Origin of the sequence: Hyphomicrobium sp. CS1GBMeth3 (assembly GCF_900117455.1) — a bacterium.
GTDB lineage: Bacteria > Pseudomonadota > Alphaproteobacteria > Rhizobiales > Hyphomicrobiaceae > Hyphomicrobium_C.
The window spans coordinates 632,753-647,825 of sequence record NZ_FPHO01000002.1 but is presented as its reverse complement, the minus strand read 5'-3'; the positions used below and the strand labels follow the sequence as shown (position 1 = coordinate 647,825).

General features: G+C 67.3%; 15 protein-coding genes. 6 read left to right on the top strand and 9 right to left on the bottom strand.

Going from position 1 to position 15,073, the window contains the following annotated elements; genetic code table 11:
* Window positions 1–31: 31 nt before the first annotated feature.
* Window positions 32–2,263, top strand: a complete 2,232-nt coding sequence (locus tag CS1GBM3_RS03105; RefSeq protein WP_072391249.1) for a ComEC/Rec2 family competence protein — start codon at window positions 32–34, stop codon at window positions 2,261–2,263.
* On the opposite strand, the gene CS1GBM3_RS03100 is transcribed toward CS1GBM3_RS03105, so the two are convergent.
* Both CS1GBM3_RS03100 and lexA read right to left on the bottom strand, forming a co-directional pair.
* Window positions 2,205–2,783, bottom strand: coding sequence for an ASCH domain-containing protein (locus tag CS1GBM3_RS03100; RefSeq protein WP_072391246.1), 579 nt, complete (start codon window positions 2,781–2,783; stop codon window positions 2,205–2,207). The genes CS1GBM3_RS03105 and CS1GBM3_RS03100 overlap by 59 nt on opposite strands.
* 116 nt (window positions 2,784–2,899) lie before the next feature.
* Window positions 2,900–3,631 (bottom strand): transcriptional repressor LexA, encoded by a 732-nt coding sequence (lexA, locus tag CS1GBM3_RS03095; protein WP_072391243.1) that lies wholly within the window; start codon window positions 3,629–3,631, stop codon window positions 2,900–2,902.
* Between the two features lie 296 nt (window positions 3,632–3,927).
* Between lexA and CS1GBM3_RS03090 the strand changes: the two genes are divergently transcribed.
* On the top strand, window positions 3,928–4,143 hold the full coding sequence (locus CS1GBM3_RS03090) for a hypothetical protein (protein ID WP_072391240.1): 216 nt from the start codon (window positions 3,928–3,930) through the stop codon (window positions 4,141–4,143).
* On the opposite strand, the gene glp is transcribed toward CS1GBM3_RS03090, so the two are convergent.
* From glp to CS1GBM3_RS03065, 5 genes are all read right to left on the bottom strand, one after another.
* Entirely contained in the window at window positions 4,144–5,355 is a 1,212-nt protein-coding gene (gene glp, locus CS1GBM3_RS03085; protein ID WP_072391237.1) for a molybdopterin molybdotransferase MoeA, read from the bottom strand.
* A gap of 4 nt (window positions 5,356–5,359) precedes the next feature.
* On the bottom strand, window positions 5,360–5,854 hold the full coding sequence (gene moaC, locus CS1GBM3_RS03080) for a cyclic pyranopterin monophosphate synthase MoaC (protein WP_072391234.1): 495 nt from the start codon (window positions 5,852–5,854) through the stop codon (window positions 5,360–5,362).
* The gene (gene trpC, locus CS1GBM3_RS03075; RefSeq protein WP_072391231.1) at window positions 5,854–6,654 is read right to left on the bottom strand and encodes an indole-3-glycerol phosphate synthase TrpC; all 801 of its coding nucleotides are present in this window, start codon (window positions 6,652–6,654) and stop codon (window positions 5,854–5,856) included. The genes moaC and trpC overlap by 1 nt, the downstream gene beginning before the upstream one ends.
* Window positions 6,655–6,731: 77 nt before the next feature.
* Complete coding sequence (gene trpD / locus CS1GBM3_RS03070; RefSeq protein ID WP_072391228.1) at window positions 6,732–7,757, bottom strand: anthranilate phosphoribosyltransferase; 1,026 nt, start codon at window positions 7,755–7,757, stop codon at window positions 6,732–6,734.
* Between the two features lie 22 nt (window positions 7,758–7,779).
* Complete coding sequence (locus CS1GBM3_RS03065) at window positions 7,780–8,394, bottom strand: anthranilate synthase component II (RefSeq protein ID WP_072391225.1); 615 nt, start codon at window positions 8,392–8,394, stop codon at window positions 7,780–7,782.
* A gap of 227 nt (window positions 8,395–8,621) precedes the next feature.
* Between CS1GBM3_RS03065 and kdsA the strand changes: the two genes are divergently transcribed.
* Complete coding sequence (gene kdsA, locus CS1GBM3_RS03060) at window positions 8,622–9,461, top strand: 3-deoxy-8-phosphooctulonate synthase (protein ID WP_210186205.1); 840 nt, start codon at window positions 8,622–8,624, stop codon at window positions 9,459–9,461.
* Here the strand turns inward: kdsA and CS1GBM3_RS03055 are convergent.
* Together CS1GBM3_RS03055 and CS1GBM3_RS03050 are read right to left on the bottom strand one after the other, a co-directional pair.
* The gene (locus CS1GBM3_RS03055; protein ID WP_072391219.1) at window positions 9,458–10,111 is read right to left on the bottom strand and encodes a ChrR family anti-sigma-E factor; all 654 of its coding nucleotides are present in this window, start codon (window positions 10,109–10,111) and stop codon (window positions 9,458–9,460) included. The genes kdsA and CS1GBM3_RS03055 overlap by 4 nt on opposite strands.
* On the bottom strand, window positions 10,112–10,645 hold the full coding sequence (locus tag CS1GBM3_RS03050) for a sigma-70 family RNA polymerase sigma factor (protein ID WP_072391216.1): 534 nt from the start codon (window positions 10,643–10,645) through the stop codon (window positions 10,112–10,114).
* 284 nt (window positions 10,646–10,929) lie between these two features.
* Here CS1GBM3_RS03050 and tkt point away from each other — a divergent pair, with 284 nt between their 5' ends.
* The 3 genes from tkt to CS1GBM3_RS03035 all read left to right on the top strand — a co-directional run bounded on the left by tkt (window position 10,930) and on the right by CS1GBM3_RS03035 (window position 15,070).
* Complete coding sequence (tkt, locus tag CS1GBM3_RS03045) at window positions 10,930–12,951, top strand: transketolase (RefSeq protein WP_072391214.1); 2,022 nt, start codon at window positions 10,930–10,932, stop codon at window positions 12,949–12,951.
* 97 nt (window positions 12,952–13,048) lie between these two features.
* Window positions 13,049–14,248, top strand: a complete 1,200-nt coding sequence (locus CS1GBM3_RS03040; protein WP_072391211.1) for a phosphoglycerate kinase — start codon at window positions 13,049–13,051, stop codon at window positions 14,246–14,248.
* A gap of 9 nt (window positions 14,249–14,257) precedes the next feature.
* Entirely contained in the window at window positions 14,258–15,070 is an 813-nt protein-coding gene (locus CS1GBM3_RS03035) for a cytochrome c biogenesis CcdA family protein (protein WP_072391209.1), read from the top strand.
* Window positions 15,071–15,073: the final 3 nt, after the last annotated feature.

The following is a 15,073-nucleotide window of genomic DNA, read 5'->3' as shown; positions in this document are numbered from 1 at the left end:
ATCTCGGGCGGAGCGTTTTCGGGGGGAGGGCGTGGACGCAGCGCGCGACAGCGGACGGCGGCAGGGCTCGCTCGGGGCGGCCCTGCGAAGGATAGTCGCGCGCGGCCTCGAAGGCGGGCTCGCCGAGCGCCTCGAGGCGGAGCGGTCGCGCTGGTTTCTTTGGCTGCCCGTGGCCTTCGGAAGCGGGATCGCCGTCTATTTCTCGCTCGCAGCCGAGCCCGGCACGTGGACTGCGCTGGCGCTGCCGGTGATCGCGTTCGGTCTCGCCGTTGCGAGCCCACGGACAGGGCTCGTCCACCTCCTCACGCTGGCCCTTTTTGCAGCCTCCCTCGGATTTGCGGCGGCGAAGACGCGCACGGAATGGACGCGCGCACCGGTGCTCGCCAAGGAGATGCGCCGCGCCGACATCACGGGCGTGGTGGAGCTGGTCGAGCCGCGGGCGACGCGGGGCGAGCGGCTCACGATCCGCGTCACGGACATCGCGGGTCTCGCGCCCGAGGCACGGCCGGCCCGGGTCCGCGTGCGCATCATGACGAAGCGCGAGGGATTGAAGCCTGGGGACACGGTGCGCTTGCGGGCGGCGCTCCGGCCGCCCGCGATCCCAGCGCTGCCTGGCGGATATGATTTTTCGCGCTGGGCGTGGTTCCAGGGGATCGGAGCGACGGGCTACGCGATCAATCCGCCGGAAATTGTCACGGCCGCGGATCCGGATAGCCTATACCAGAAGATGCGAAGCGCGCTCGAGCGCCTGCGCCAAGGCATTGCCGAGCGGGTGCGGGCGGCCGTACCAGGAGAGACGGGCGCCATCGCCGTATCGCTGATCACGGGCGAGCGCGGCGCCATCACGGAAGCCACGAACGACGCTTACCGCGACTCCGGCCTCGTGCACATTCTCTCGATCTCGGGCTTGCACATGGTCATCATGGCGGGCTCGGTGTTCGTGACGGCGCGGCTCGTGTTCGCGCTCTTTCCCGCCATTGCCCTGAGCTTTCCGACAAAGAAATGGGCCGCGGCCACCGCTATGGCGGGGGGCTTCTGCTATCTCATGATTTCCGGCGGCTCGATCCCCACCATTCGCGCGTTCGTGATGATCGCCATCATGTTCATCGCCGTGATGGTGGACCGGCAGGCGCTCGCCATGCGCAACGTTGCCATCGCCGCGCTGCTCGTGCTCGTCGCGACGCCCGAAAGCCTGCTCGACGCCGGCTTCCAGATGTCGTTCGCGGCCGTCGTCTCGCTGATCGCGGCGTACGAGACCATCCGCGCCACCTCGGGCGCGCGCGACCGCGGCACCTGGGTCGGAAGCGTCGTGATGTTCTTCGGCGGCATCGTCGGCTCGACCATCATTGCGAGCCTCGCGGTGACGCCGTTCGGGCTTTTTCATTTTCAGCGCAGCCAGCAGTATGCGCTGCTTGCCAATCTGATCGCGGTTCCGGTCTGCAACCTGGTCGTGATGCCGGGTGCGCTGATGACGTTGGTGCTGATGCCGCTCGGGCTCGAAGCGATAGCGCTGAAGTTCATGGCGTTCGGCATCGACGCCATGACGGCGACGGCTTACTGGGTCGCCAGTCTTCCCGGCGCCGTCGGCTTTGTGCGGGAGATATCGCAAGTAAGCTTCGCGCTAATGATCGCGGGCGGCCTTTGGCTGACGCTGTGGCGGACGCGCTGGCGCGCGATGGGCCTCGCCGCCATCGGCGGTGGTGTGCTGCTAGCGGGCGGCGGCGTACGGCCCGATATCCTGGCGGGCAGAGGTGGTGAGCTGGTCGCCGTGCGCGGCGCAGACGGCCGCCTTACGGCAATCGGTGGCCGCGCCAGCAGCTTCGAGCTCTCGCGCTGGCTTCAGCACGACGGCGACGGTCGCACACCACGCGATGTGCTGCGCGACCGCGCCTTCCGCTGCGACGGCACGGGCTGCACGGCCGCGACGCGTGGATTACGCGTCGCCATAGCGCGACATCCCGCGGCCATAGCAGAGGACTGCGCAAAGGCCGATATCGTGATCAGCGAACCGCGTCCGCCGCGCGGCTGTACGGCGCCAATGGCCGTCATCGACCGCTGGACGCTGCGCCGCGAGGGCACCCACGCGATCTATCTGGAGCAGGACGGGGCGGGGAAAGCGCGCATCGCGCGGATCGAGACGGTGGTCGGCCAGCGCGGCGCGCGGCCTTGGACCAAGCGCCCGGACACTGGGCGCCACGAGCGCGTCATTTCAACCGCGCGAGAACGGTCGCGCCGCGCGGAGAGAGACGATAGCCGCGAGTGAGGCTCTCGGTCAGACCAAGCTCCTTGAGCTTGCGCACGCGCCGCTTGAGCACATCCTTCTCGACTCCGATCTCTGCGGCGAGGTCCCCCGCCAGCACGCCGTCCCGGTCGGAAATGAGATTGAGCAAGCGCCGAGTCCACGGGACGGCCCCGGCGGCCGTGTCCAATCGGTCGAGCGCCCGGAGAACGTCGTCGAGTTCGGCCTGCGACGGCGCAGACCGCGCGCGAAGCGCATGCCGCGGATCCGCGCCGGCAAGATGAAACCGGATGCGGTAGAGCTGCCCGTCGCGCTGCTTAGCAATATCCGTGAGTGCATCGGCGCGGCTCGCGAAACCCGCAGCCCGCGCCTCGCGCTCCGAGACCTCCTGTGCTGAGCAGACCTCAACGGCAACGATAGCCAGCACACCCACCGGCGTGCGCAGCATGCCACCGGCCTTGACGGTCGGGCGTCGCCACCGCCGAAAGGCGAGGGTGACGTCGCCGGTCTTGATCTTCTCGAGAACGGCGTTCCGGAACAGCATCGTTCGGTGTGCCTAGTGCACCTCGTGCACCTTCAACAGCGCGCCACGGGCAACCAAGGGAGCGGTGATGAAAGTGAACCTCCCATCGTGCTCCCTTGAGCGGCAGCGCAGCGTAATCAATACCGGCGGATAAGCCCGACGAGCCGGCCCTGAATGTCGATCTGGTCGGGCCCGAAGATGCGCGTCTTGAACTCGGGGTTCGCGGCTTCGAGCGCAATCGTCGAGCCCTTCTTGCGCAGCCGCTTCAGCGTCGCCTCTTCCTGCTCGACGAGCGCCACGACGATGTCGCCGTTCTCGGCCGTGTCGCAGCGCCGGATGATGACCGTGTCGCCGTCATGGATGCCGGCCTCGATCATCGAATCGCCACGCACCTCGAGCGCAAAGTGCTCGCCGTTGGTCAGAAGGTCGGGCGGGCAGGCGATGTCGTGGGTATGGTTCTGGATGGCGGAGATCGGCACGCCGGCCGCGATGCGGCCCATGACAGGCACCGACACCGTGCGGCTGTCGAGCATGTGCGAGGGGGGAGCCGCGATGTTGCGCGCCTTCGCCCCCTCGATGACGCTCGGCTGGAAGCCGATCCGCCGCTGCGTTTCGCCGCCACCGGAAACGGCCGCCACGCTCGACGCCGTCGAGCTTTCCGGCAGCTTCAGCACCTCGATGGCACGCGCCCGGTGCGGCAGGCGGCGAATGAAGCCGCGCTCGACCAGCGCCGTGATCAGCCGGTGGATGCCTGATTTGCTTTTGAGGTCGAGCGCATCCTTCATTTCGTCGAAGGACGGCGGCACGCCGTCAGCCTGCATGCGCTCGTGGATGAAAAGCAGCAGTTCCTTCTGCTTCGAAGTCAGCATTGTGCCTCCCGTGCAAGGCCCGTTACGCGAAGGCCGAGAGTTATGAATGACGGCCCGCGAAATGCTGAAAAGCACAGCATGCGAACCTTCCGCAACCCGATGATGCTGCAACCGGGTGCTTGGCGAGACTCACCTAAACAAATCGTGAATGTACCCTAATCGTTCTCGCAAGGTTCCGCAAGGGCCGCCCCCGAATTGGTCGGGGCGGTGCATCTTTACGGTACCAGAGCATCCCGGTGGCGTCTCGGCGGCGCTCGTGCCCTTAGTGCGCGCGAGCGCAATAGCGAGGTCGCAGGATGAGCAAGGTAGCGGGTTGGCGGATCCAGATCATGCCGCAGTATGCGGAGCATGATCTGACGGCGTCGGTCTTCATGAACGTCGAGCTGCCCGATCTTGCGCGCGCGATGGCCTTCGTGCGTAGACGCGCCGGCTCGGTGCCGGGCGAGCGCATCTACCCGGTGCGGCCGTTGTCTATCGACGAGTTCCGCAGACCGAGCTCGAGCGGGCTCTAATCACCACGACAACTCGAGGCGCTCCACCAGCACGGGCTCGCCGGCCGCGGCCGCGGCCGCGCCCGGCGCGCGCCAGATCAGGCAGTCGGCAGCCGCCAGCGCGCTGAGAAGCGAGCTGTCTTGCGACGGCAGCGGCGTGACGGTCAGCGCCCCGTCCGTCCGTCGCCCGAGCGTGCCCCGCATCAAATGCAGGCGCGGGCCGTTGGCTTCGAGCGGAGCCGTGAGACGAGCCGTCTCCGTCGCGGGCCCCTGCCGCTTCTCGCCAAGCAGCGCGTGGATCAGCGGCACGAGAAACACGCGCGCCGTGATCAGCGCCGAGACGGGATTGCCCGGTAGCCCGAGCACGCGCGTCGTGCCGAGCCGCCCGAACATCAGCGGCTTGCCGGGACGAAGCGCGATCTTCCAGAACGCGAGGTTGAGGCCTTCGCGCTTCAGCACCTCGGCGACGAGATCGTGATCGCCGACGGACGCTCCGCCGATGGTGACCAGCACGTCGGCGTCCTTTGCCTCCGCGATGCACGCCGCAAGGTCTTCCATACGGTCCGGCGCGATGCCGAGCTCGCGCGGGACGCCGCCCGCACGCCGTACGAGCGCGCCGATACCAACAGGGTTTGAGGAGATGATCTGATCCGGGCCGGGCAGCGTGCCGGGCGCCACCAACTCGTCGCCGGTCGCAAGGATGGCTACCACCGGCCGGCGCGCGACCGGGAGGTCAGCGTGACCCATGGCAGCCGCGAGCGTCAGCGTGTGGGCGTCGAGCCGGCGGCCGCGCGCGAGCAGCACGTCGCCATCGGCAAAATCGCAGCCAGTTAGGCGAATGTTAGCGCCGCCACGCGTCGCGTCGATGGCGGTGACGAGATCGCCCGTGCGCGAGACGTTTTCCTGGATCACGACCGTGCCGCAGCCCGCCGGCACCGGAGCGCCGGTGAAGATGCGCACAGCCTGACCACGTTCCACCGTGCCGGTAAACGCGTGACCAGCCGCGGATTCGCCGACGACCGTCCAGCGGTCTCCGACAGCGGCAGGCCCGTCGCCGAACACGGCATAGCCATCCATGGCGGAGGCGTTGAACGGCGGCTGCGTAAGCCGTGCGGCGATGTCGTCCGCGAGCACGCGCCCGTCCGCTTCGCCAAGCGACACCGTTTCTGCGATGGGCGGCCCGATGCCATCGAGCACTTCGGTGAGCGCGGTCGCGACCGGAAGCAGCGCCATCGAACTAGCGCTCCGTCTTACGCGGCCGAGCCGCGTAGTCGCCGGACCGCCCGCCCGATTTCGAAACGAGCCGCACGCCACCGATCTCCATGCCGCGGTCGACGGCCTTCAGCATGTCGTAGATCGTGAGCGCAGCCACGGAGACCGCCGTCAGGGCTTCCATCTCGACGCCCGTCTGCCCCGTGACGCGGACTTCCGCGCGGATCTGCAACCCGGCCGGATCATCGGATGGCGTGAAATCGACGGACGCCTTGGAGAGCGCTAGCGGATGACACAGCGGGATCAGCTCGCTGGTCTTCTTGGCCGCCATGATACCGGCGATGCGCGCGGCCGCGAGCACATCGCCCTTCTTGGCGTCGCCTGAAAGCGCGAGTGCGAGCGTCTCGGGCGTCATGGCAATGAAGCCCTCGGCGACGGCGGTGCGGGACGTGACGTGCTTCTCACCGACATCGACCATGCGCGCGTTGCCGGCCTCGTCGAGATGAGTGAGCTTGCTCATCACGCGGCCTCCGGTGTGAGAAGCGCGCGCGTCGCGGCCGTCACGTCGGCCTGGCGCATGAGGCTCTCGCCGACCAGGAACGTCTCGACGCCGACACGGCTGAGCCGCGCGATGTCGGCCGGGGTAAAGATGCCGCTCTCGCCGATGACGATGCGATCCTTTGGGACACGCGGCGCGAGCGCTTCCGTCGTCGCGAGCGTCGTCTCGAACGTCTTGAGGTTGCGATTGTTGATGCCGATCAGGCGGCAGTCGAGGCGGAGCGCGCGGTCGAGCTCGGACGAGTCATGCACCTCGACGATGGCGTCCATGCCCCAGTCGCGCGCCGCGCCAGCAAGGTCGGCGGCGAGCGCGTCGTCCACCTCCGCCATGATGATCAGAATGCAATCGGCGCCCCACGCGCGCGCTTCCACCACCTGATAGGTGTCGATCATGAAGTCCTTGCGCAGCACCGGCAGCGAGACGGCCTCCCGTGCGCGCGTCAGGAACTCCGGCGCGCCCTGGAACGACGGCCCGTCGGTCAGGATCGAGAGGCACGCAGCGCCCCCCGCCTCGTAGGCCTGGGCGAGGTGAGGGGGGTCGAAGTCTTCGCGGATCAGCCCTTTGGAAGGTGACGCCTTCTTGATCTCTGCGATCAGCGCCGTCTGGCCGGCCGTGTGCTTGGCTTCGAGCGCGCCGGCGAACGAGCGCACGCGGGGCGCGCTGCGCGCATACTCGGCCACGACCTGCAATGGCATCGCAGCCTGCGCGGCCGCGACTTCCTCGCGTTTGTACTGGGTGATCTTTTCGAGGATGTCTGCCATTTCAAAACTTATCATAGAGGCGTGAGAGGTGCGATCGACCACCCATCCGCCGGTCAAGGTTACCGGTCTTCGTCACACTAGGTCGCGAGCTTGCTGATCGCGACGAGCTTGTCGAGCGCCGCCGCCGCCCGGCCCGAGCGGATGGCCTCCTCGGCGAGCTTGACGCCGTCTGCGAGCGTGCCCGCGCGTCCGGCGACGACCAGCGCCGCGCCTGCATTCAAAAGCACGATATCGCGATACGGCCCCGGCTCGCCGGCGAGCAGACGGCGCAGGGCCTCCGCGTTGTGGGTGCCGTCACCGCCCTTGAGGTCAGTGAGAGAGACGCGCTTGAGGCCAGCCTCTTCCGGCGTCACCTCGAACGTCCGGATCTCGCCGTCATCCAGCGCGACAACGGTCGAAGGCCCCGTCGTGGACAGTTCGTCGAGGCCGTCGTGGCCGTGCACGATCCAGGCGCGCCTCGAGCCCAGCGCGCTGAGTGCCTCAGCGATGGGACGCTGCCATTCGGGCGCGAACACGCCGATCAGGTGATACTTCACGCTGGCGGGATTGCAGATCGGCCCGAGCAGGTTGAACAGCGTACGCACGCCGAGCTCGGCCCGCGCTGGCGCCCACGCTTTCATGGCCGGATGGTGCATCGGCGCCCAGAGAAAGCCGACGCCCGCTTCCTCGACGGCACGCGCGATCAGCTCCGGTCCGCTGTCGAGCTTCACGCCGAGCGCAGAGAGAACATCGGAGGCCCCCGAAAGCGACGAGACGGAGCGGTTGCCGTGCTTTGCAACCTTGAGGCCGGCACCCGCCGCCACGAGCGCGGCACCCGTCGAGACGTTGAACGTGCCGTGCCCGTCGCCGCCCGTGCCGACAATGTCGATGGCGTCGTCGGATACGGAGACCGGCGTCATGCGCGCGCGGAGCGCCCGCGCAGCGCCTGCGATCTCGTCCACGGTCTCGCCGCGCACGCGTAGGCCCATGAGGAACGCCGCCATCTGCGCCGGCGTCGCCTCGGCCGTCATGACGTCGACGGCCTCCGCCATCGCGTCCGCGGAGAGCTTGTGCCCAGCGGCGATCGTCTGCAGAAGCTGCTTGACCCCGATTGCGCTGCTCATGCTCCCCCGCGCCTCCCGATGATCACGCCGCGTCGCGCGGACGCGGCGCGTTGCGCCGGCGCGGCGAGAGGCCCGCGATGTCGAGGAAGTTCGCAAGCAGCGCGTGCCCCTGCTCGGAGGCGATGCTTTCCGGGTGGAACTGCACGCCGTGCACGGGATGCGTCTTGTGCATGAGCCCCATGATGATGCCGTCCTCGGTCTGGGCGTTGACCTCGAGGCAGTCGGGCAGGCTCGAACGCTCGACGATCAGCGAGTGATAGCGCGTCACCTCGATGCGCGGCGGCAGGCCCTTGAAGACGCCGGTGTCCGAATGCGTGATGGTCGAGAGCTTGCCGTGCATGGGCTCCGGCGCGCGGATCACCTTGCCGCCGTAGGCCTGCCCGATGGCCTGGTGGCCGAGGCAGACGCCGAGCAGCGGGATCTTGGACCCGGCCTTGGCGATGAGATCGAGGCAGACGCCGGCTTCGTTGGGCGTGCAGGGGCCCGGCGAGAGCACGATCGCCTTCGGCTTCATGGCGATGACTTCGTCGGCCGTGACCTTGTCATTGCGGATCACCTCGCTCGTGGTGCCGAGCTCGCCCAGAAAATGCACGAGATTGTATGTGAAGCTGTCGTAGTTATCGATCAGAACGAGCATGGGAAGGGCGGCCTCTCGGTGCGGCGGAAGTGCCGGAAATAGCCAGATGTGGGTGTAGAAACCCCCGGAGCAAGCGTCAAGCTTGCGACAAAATAAGAAGCAGCAAGCTTCGAGCGCCCCCGACCCGCATGGTAGCCCGCCCAGATCGGCTGTGCGGAAGCAGGCTCGGGGCCTCGCTCCTGGCGCCAAAATTCACTATAACCGCCGCCATGACCCAGTTCGATGCCATGAAACCGAACCCGCGCGTCGCCATCGGCGGCCACACTGTCGCCAACGACGCGCCCATCGTCGTGTTCGCCGGCCCCTGTCAGATGGAAAGCCGCGCCCACGCCCTCGAAATGGCGGGCGCGCTCAAGGAGATCGCCGGGCGGCTGGGGTTCGGGCTGGTCTACAAGTCGTCCTTCGACAAGGCAAATCGCACGTCCCTCGGGGGCAAGCGCGGCATCGGGCTCGAGGCGGCAATCCCCGTCTTTGCTGAGATCCGCGAAAGCCTCGGGCTCCCGGTCGTCACCGACGTGCACGAGCCGGCCCAGTGCGCCGCCGTGGCCCCCGTCGCCGACGTGCTGCAGATCCCGGCCTTCCTCTGCCGCCAAACGGATCTGCTCGTCGCCGCTGCCGAGACCGGGCGGGTGGTGAAGGTCAAGAAGGGCCAGTTCCTCGCGCCGTGGGACATGAAAAATGTCGTCGCCAAGGTCGTGGGCTCCGGCAATCCGAACGTGCTTCTGACCGAGCGCGGCTCGTCGTTCGGCTATAACACGCTCGTTGTCGACATGCGGGGCCTGCCGCAGATGGCGGAGACCGGCGCGCCCGTGATTTTCGACGCCACCCACGCCGTGCAGCAGCCGGGCGGCCTCGGTGGAAGCTCGGGCGGAGATCGTCGTTTCGTGCCGGTGTTGGCACGCGCCGCGGTCGCAGTCGGAGTGGCCGGCCTTTTCATCGAGACGCACGAAGCCCCCGACACGGCGCCATCCGATGGTCCCAACATGATGCCCTTGAAAAATTTCGAGCCGCTGATGCGCGAGTTGATGGCGCTCGATGCCCTGACGAAGGAGCGCTCTGCGCTCTAGCGGTCGCCGGCCGACCTCGCGTGGTCGACGCGCTCGAACAATGACAGCTTGTGCTCGCTCGCCATCAGGCAGATGCAACCGTCCTTCGGACAGGCCACGGGGCGATGCTTTACCTCCGCGTCGAGATCCGCGACGTCTCCGGGTCGGAACGTCCCAAGCTCGTCGGTATAGCTTCCGCGAAGGATGAGCGTCAGCTCCCATCCCGGATGGTCATGTTCGGGGAGCTCGGCACCCGGTTCGACTTTCAGCAGGCGTAGATCGCCGCAAGCGCCCGGCGAGAGCGCAATCGCGTGCGTCCAGACACCGCGCCCGACCGGATCCCACGACATCTTGTCGAGACACGGCCCGACGCAGGAGACGAGAAACTGTGGGATCTCGCCCGCGCTGATCACGCAGGGCTCTTTCTTGTCAGGATTGTCCGCTTCGGCGGCCCTCATAGACACGATCGGAGGGGGAGCGGCCAAACATTCGGGTTCCAGCGTATCGAACAGCGCCACGCCGATCTTCTGCATCCGGCGAACCTCGGCGCGGCACTGCGAACACACGGCCAGATGCGACGCAATCACAGCGGCACACGCTTCGGGCTGGCTGCCTGCCGAGCAGCACATCAGCGTTGCCACGTCCGGGTGATGCGTGATCGTCTTCTCCATCTATCTCAAATCCTCGAGCGCATCGCGTACCTTCTGGTAGGCAAGCCGCATGCGCGATTTGACGGTGCCCAGTGGCAAGCTCAGGCGCGTCGCGATCTCGCTATGCGACAGACCTTCGATAAACGCCAATTTCACCACTTCGGATTGGTCCGGCGGCAATTCGGCCAGCACGGCGCGCACACGCGCGGCGCGCTCTCGCTCCGAAAGCTCCTCATCGGGCGCTGGGTCCTCGGAGGGACGCTCGTCGTTGTTCTCCGGCAGCGGCTGCCAGGCCACCTCTCTGCGCAGCCGGTCGATGCGCAAGTTGCGCGCGATAGTGAAGATCCACGTCGACGCGCTGCCCTTATCGTTGGAATAGAGCCCTGCCTTCCGCCAGACGGCAAGCAGCGTCTCCTGCGCCAGCTCTTCCGCTGTCGCAGCGTCTGCGCCTTGGCGCAGCATGTAGGATTTGACGCGCGGCGCGTACGTATCGAAGAGCGCCCTGAAGGCCTCCACGTCGCCGTTTGCTGCGACCCGCTGCAGAAGATCAGCCATCGTCCTCGGAGATTTTACCGCGAGAGGCCGACCTGAGCGGCCCTCTTCGAGAACACGAAGCATAGCTGAACCTCGCTGCCAATCCCAGCGACGGCATGCAACGCCGACCCGAGCCGCCCGTCCTGCCGGCTATGGGGTCCATACGCAGGGCGCTCCTGGCCAGATCTGCCGCGCGACATTTTGCGGTGCACAAGGGGTTTTCCGCACGATGGCCTCGGCGGTAGACGCCGCGCCCCCGCACCGTTAAATGTGCGCCACGATTGAAAGCGCGGGAAGGACCGGGAATGGGCGAAGTGCAGGAAAAAACGCCGGTGGCGACGGTCGGCATCCGGGATATGGCTAACGCGATCCGCGCCCTTGCGATGGACGCCGTACAGAAAGCCAATTCCGGTCATCCAGGCATGCCGATGGGCATGGCGGACGTGGCGACCGTGCTTTTTTCGGAAGCCCTGCGCTTCGATCCGACGGACCCGGCCTGGCCCGACCGCGACCGGTTCGTGCTGTCTGCCGGCCACGGCTCCATGCTGCTCTATTCGCTGCTCTATCTCACCGGCTATCCGGAGATGGAGATCGGCCAGCTCGAGAACTTCCGCCAGCTCGGCTCCAAGACGGCTGGCCACCCCGAGTACGGCTACGCGCCCGGCATCGAGACCACGACCGGCCCGCTGGGGCAGGGGATCGGCAACGCCGTCGGCATGGCTCTGGCCGAGCGTTTGCTGAATGCGCGCCTCGGCGACGACCTCGTCAGCCATCACACCTACTGCCTGGCCGGCGACGGCTGCCTGATGGAAGGCATCAGCCACGAAGCCATCTCGCTCGCCGGCCACCTGAAGCTCGGCAAGCTCATCGTGCTCTGGGACGACAACTCGATCTCCATCGACGGCCCGACGAGCCTCGCCATGTCCGACGACCAGGTCGCGCGCTTCAAGGCCGCAGGCTGGAATACGATCGCCATCGACGGTCACGATCCGGAGGCGATATCGGCCGCGTTGAAGACCGCCCGCGCCGATCAGTCCGCGCCCTGGCTCATCGCCTGCAAGACCGTGATCGGCTACGGCGCGCCGACGAAGGCCGGAAAAGCCTCCACGCACGGCGAGCCGCTCGGCGTCGAGGAGATCAAGGGCACGCGCGAGAAGCTTGGCTGGAGCGCGGCGCCGTTCGAAATCCCGTCGCCCATCCTTGACGCTTGGCGCGCGCTGGGCGCCAAGGGCAAGGCCGAAAGCGCCGCCTGGAAGCAGCGCCTCGCCAAGGCGCCCGATGCGGCGAAGGCCGCTTTCGAAGCACCCGTCGCATCCTCGCGCACGAAAACCATCGCGGATGCCATCGCCGCCGCCAAGACGCAGTTCGTGGCCGATACTGCCAAGCGCGCCACCCGCGTCTGGTCGCAGTTGACGCTCGAGCATCTGGTGCCGGCCGTACCGGAGCTGCTCGGCGGCTCGGCCGACCTCACACCGTCCAACGGCACGCGCACGAAGCATCACAAGGCCGTCTCACCGGGGGACTTCGCCGGCGACTACATCCATTACGGCGTGCGCGAGCACGGCATGGCCGCCGCCATGAACGGCATCGCGCTGCACGGCGGTTTCATCCCGTACGGCGCCACGTTCCTCGTCTTCACGGATTACTGCCGCCCGTCGATCCGCCTGTCGGCGCTGATGCACCAGCGCGTCGTCTACGTGATGACGCACGATAGCATCGGCCTCGGCGAGGACGGCCCGACGCATCAGCCGATCGAGCATCTGGCTTCGCTGCGTGCCATCCCGAACCTTGCAGTGATCCGCCCCGCCGACGCGCTGGAGACGGCAGAAGCCTGGGAGATCGCGCTGTCCAATCCGACGCGCCCGACCATCCTCGCGCTGTCGCGCCAGGCGGTGCCGACGGTGCTGCGCGTCGGAACGCCCGCAGAGAACGCCACCGAGAAGGGCGGCTACATCGCGAGCGGCGGAGAGAAGAAGCGCGACGTGACGTTGATCGCGACCGGCTCCGAGGTCGGGCTCATCGCAGAAGCGGCCGCGGCGCTGGCGAAAGAGGGGATCCACGCGACGGTCGTCTCGATGCCGTCGTTCGAGCTGTTCCGCGCCCAGCCTGCGCCCTATCGTGACGAGGTCCTCGGCGAAGCGCCGCGCATTGCGGTAGAAGCCGGCGTCGCTCAAGGCTGGTACGAATGGCTGCGTCCGGGCGATCAGTTCATCGGCCTGTCGGACTTCGGCGTCTCGGCACCGGGCACCAAGGTGTTCGAGCACTTCGGCCTGACGGCCGCCAAGGTGGCCGACGCCGCCCGTGCCGTGGTGTCGGCCAAGAGCTGAGCTAGAGACAGAGGCATCTCCGGGCCCGCGGCAGCGCGGACCCGTTCTCCGTCGAAGGGGGCGAACGGAGCGCATCGATCTCGATCGGAAGGATGGCATGAACCTCGACAAGCTGAAGACGACGGACGGCCTCGATCTCAAAGGCAAGCGCGTGCTCGTGCGCGCCGATCTCAACGTGCCCGCCAAGAACGGCACCGTGACGGATGCCACGCGGCTCGAGCGTGTCGTCCCCGGCCTCAAGGATCTCGCGAGCCGCGGCGCGCGCGTCATTGTGCTCTCGCACTTCGGCCGCCCGAAGAACGGACCCGACACTGAGAACTCCCTAGCCCCGATCGCCGATGCGCTCGGCAAGCTCGCCGGTCTGCCGGTGGCGTTTGCGCCCGATTGCATTGGAGAGCCGGCGGAAAAAGCCGTTGCGTCGCTTCCCGAGGGCGGCGTCATCGTACTCGAGAATACGCGCTTTCATAAGGGCGAGGAGAAGAACGATCCTGAGCTCGCCAAGGCAATCGCCAGGCTGGGCGACATCTTCGTCAATGACGCGTTCTCGGCGGCCCATCGCGCTCATGCGACGACAGAGGGGATCGCGCGCCTGCTGCCGGCCTACGCCGGACCGCTGATGACGGAAGAGATCAACGCGCTGCGCACCGCGCTCGAGGAGCCGAGGCGGCCGGTGGCAGCCGTCGTCGGCGGCGCCAAGGTCTCGACCAAGATCCCAGTCCTGACCAATCTCTCCGCCAAGGTCGACAAGCTGATCATCGGCGGCGGCATGGCCAACACGTTCCTGCTCGCGGGCGGCGTCGAGATCGGCAAGTCCCTCGCCGAGCCGGACCTGCTCGATACCGTGCACGAGATCATGCACGCGGCAAAGTCGCGGAGCTGCGAGATCGTGTTGCCGCAGGATCTGGTTGTGGCCGAGCGCTTCGAGCCCGGCGCGCCGTCGCGCACCGTGCTGACAATCGATGTGCCGTCCGATCAGATGATCCTTGACGTGGGCCCGAAGACAGTCGCGCACTACGTCGACGTTCTGTCGCGCTGCGAGACGCTGCTGTGGAATGGCCCGCTCGGCGCCTTCGAGATCGCCCCCTTCGGCGAGGGCACGTTCGCGCTCGCCCGCGCTGCCGCGGAGCGCACCAAGGCGGGCAACCTGGTCTCCGTGGCAGGCGGCGGTGATACGGTGGCGGCTCTCAACTCGGCCGGCGTCACGGGCGATTTCACCTACGTATCGAGCGCCGGCGGCGCCTTCCTCGAGTGGCTCGAAGGCCGCGAGCTTCCCGGCGTCGCTGCGCTCACGCGATAAGGAGCGAATGTGTTCGCCGAAGCCCATCTCTATCTCGGCGTGGCGCTCGCGGGGCTCGTGAGCTTCCTGTCGCCATGCGTGCTGCCGCTCGTGCCGCCCTATCTAGGTTACCTCGGCGGTACAACCTTCGAGGAGCTGTCGCACGAGAAGGGCCTCGAGCGAAAAGTCTGGCGCCGCGTCGTGTTGGCGTCAGTCTTCTTCGTGCTCGGCTTCACGACGGTGTTCATTGCCCTCGGTGCCAGCGCATCCCTCGTAGGCCAGTTCATCCAGACCTGGCGCGCCGAGCTCTCGATCGCGGCCGGCATCGTGATCATTCTGTTCGGCCTGCACTTCCTCGGCCTGTTGCGCATCCCGTTCCTGATGAGCGAGAAGCGCTACCACCACGGCAACGAAGGCGCGAGCTTCCTCGGCGCCTACATCATGGGGCTCGCCTTCGCGTTCGGCTGGACACCGTGCATCGGCCCGATCCTGGCGACCGTGCTCGCGCTCGCCGCCAATGAGGCGAGCCTCGGCGCGGGCGTACGCCTGCTCGCGGTCTATTCGCTGGGGCTCGGCATTCCGTTCGTGTTGGCGGCAGTCGCGATCCGGCCGTTCCTGTCCTTCCTGCAGCGCTTCCGGCGTCACCTGGTGACGATGGAGAAGATCATGGGCGTGCTTCTCGTGCTGACCGGAATCGCCTTCCTCAACGTCTTCGACTGGTTCTCCATCCAGGCGCTCGGGCAGTGGCTGATCGAGACCTTCCCGGGCCTCGCGCGCATCGAGGAAACGCTGACGCCTGAAAGGCTGCAGAACGACCTGCGCGATTTCACGCCGGGAGGATGAGCC

What these genes read in the sequence shown, in the direction of transcription:
- glp (WP_072391237.1), bottom strand. Translation starts at nt 5,355, where the DNA reads ATGGCGCTGCTTCCGGTCGCGACCGCGCTCACCGAAGTGCTCGATGGC.
- moaC (WP_072391234.1), bottom strand. Translation starts at nt 5,854, where the DNA reads ATGAGCAAGCTCACTCATCTCGACGAGGCCGGCAACGCGCGCATGGTC.
- trpC (WP_072391231.1), bottom strand. Translation starts at nt 6,654, where the DNA reads ATGGCAGACATCCTCGAAAAGATCACCCAGTACAAACGCGAGGAAGTC.
- CS1GBM3_RS03050 (WP_072391216.1), bottom strand. Translation starts at nt 10,645, where the DNA reads ATGGCTGATCTTCTGCAGCGGGTCGCAGCAAACGGCGACGTGGAGGCC.
- CS1GBM3_RS03065 (WP_072391225.1), bottom strand. Translation starts at nt 8,394, where the DNA reads ATGCTCGTTCTGATCGATAACTACGACAGCTTCACATACAATCTCGTG.
- tkt (WP_072391214.1), top strand. Translation starts at nt 10,930, where the DNA reads ATGGGCGAAGTGCAGGAAAAAACGCCGGTGGCGACGGTCGGCATCCGG.
- CS1GBM3_RS03100 (WP_072391246.1), bottom strand. Translation starts at nt 2,783, where the DNA reads ATGCTGTTCCGGAACGCCGTTCTCGAGAAGATCAAGACCGGCGACGTC.
- trpD (WP_072391228.1), bottom strand. Translation starts at nt 7,757, where the DNA reads ATGAGCAGCGCAATCGGGGTCAAGCAGCTTCTGCAGACGATCGCCGCT.
- kdsA (WP_210186205.1), top strand. Translation starts at nt 8,622, where the DNA reads ATGAAACCGAACCCGCGCGTCGCCATCGGCGGCCACACTGTCGCCAAC.
- lexA (WP_072391243.1), bottom strand. Translation starts at nt 3,631, where the DNA reads ATGCTGACTTCGAAGCAGAAGGAACTGCTGCTTTTCATCCACGAGCGC.
- CS1GBM3_RS03040 (WP_072391211.1), top strand. Translation starts at nt 13,049, where the DNA reads ATGAACCTCGACAAGCTGAAGACGACGGACGGCCTCGATCTCAAAGGC.
- CS1GBM3_RS03090 (WP_072391240.1), top strand. Translation starts at nt 3,928, where the DNA reads ATGAGCAAGGTAGCGGGTTGGCGGATCCAGATCATGCCGCAGTATGCG.
- CS1GBM3_RS03055 (WP_072391219.1), bottom strand. Translation starts at nt 10,111, where the DNA reads ATGGAGAAGACGATCACGCATCACCCGGACGTGGCAACGCTGATGTGC.